The organism is Xenorhabdus sp. PR6a (assembly GCF_028599065.1).
In the GTDB taxonomy this organism is placed as follows: domain Bacteria; phylum Pseudomonadota; class Gammaproteobacteria; order Enterobacterales; family Enterobacteriaceae; genus Xenorhabdus; species Xenorhabdus doucetiae.
The window spans coordinates 1-910 of record NZ_JAQRFJ010000180.1 but is presented as its reverse complement, the minus strand read 5'-3'; the positions used below and the strand labels follow the sequence as shown (position 1 = coordinate 910).

1 protein-coding gene and 2 pseudogenes are annotated in these 910 nt (G+C 51.2%); all 3 read left to right on the top strand.

Annotated elements, in window-relative coordinates; genetic code table 11:
* Positions 1-28: 28 nt before the first annotated feature.
* Positions 29-202, top strand: a pseudogene (locus tag PSI15_RS18195) (phage holin family protein); the annotation flags it as partial.
* Positions 183-722: a lysozyme gene (locus tag PSI15_RS18190; RefSeq protein WP_273584751.1), complete on the top strand. Its 540-nt coding sequence runs from the start codon at positions 183-185 to the stop codon at positions 720-722. The pseudogene PSI15_RS18195 and the gene PSI15_RS18190, both read left to right, overlap by 20 nt.
* Positions 719-910: pseudogene (locus tag PSI15_RS18185) on the top strand (lysis protein); the annotation flags it as partial. The gene PSI15_RS18190 and the pseudogene PSI15_RS18185, both read left to right, overlap by 4 nt.

Sequence of the window (910 nt, the reverse complement as noted above, 5' to 3'; positions counted from 1 at the left end):
AGAGTCTTCTTTGGGTAATACGTAATCAAAGTATGCTCATGCCCTGGCCTACGGATGGGGCGCATTCACAGCTATGCTTGGTGCCCTGTCATTAAACAACTGGACGATTGTTGTCGGTATTATCTGCACGGTGGGTACATTCGCCGTGAACTGGTACTACAAACACCGGGAGTTTAACCGCAATGGCAAAGAGCAAGACTAAATTAACGGCGGCGGTCATTGGTCTGGTGCTTTCGGGGGCGAGTGCTACGGCCATTCTCTCTCAATTTCTGGACGAGAAAGAGGGCAATCGGCTATCAGTCTATCAGGATGCAGGCGGCATCTGGACAATCTGCCGGGGCGTGACCCGGATAAACGGTGCTCCCGTTCGTCAGGGTATGACACTGACAGCCGAACGATGCGATACCCTGAACCAGATCGAGGCTCAACGGGCGATTGACTGGGTTAAACGCAATGTACGAGCGCCGCTGACTGAACCTCAGGTGGCGGGTATTGCCAGTTTCTGCCCGTATAACATTGGTCCCGGCAAATGTTTTTCTTCCACGTTCTACCGGAAACTCAACGCGGGAGATAAAACGGGTGCTTGTGCTGAGATTAAACGCTGGATATTCGACGGTGGTAAAGACTGCCGCCAGACCAAAGGCCAAGGGAACGGCTGTTATGGTCAGGTCGAACGGCGCACTCAGGAATCGGAACTGACATGTTGGGGATTGGATGAATGAAGTTGACATTGACTCATTACACGATCGTTATTCTGGTTGTTGCTACGGCGGCCTCTGCATTTGAGGCGTTTTATTACCGTTCTGAGCATGCCGCACTGAAAGAGGCTAATAGCGACCAGAAAACCGAAATCCAGCAACTGACCGACACTATCAACTACCAGAACACGCACATTGAAATGCTGTATGAA

What these genes read in the sequence shown, in the direction of transcription:
- PSI15_RS18190 (WP_273584751.1), top strand. Translation starts at nt 183, where the DNA reads ATGGCAAAGAGCAAGACTAAATTAACGGCGGCGGTCATTGGTCTGGTG.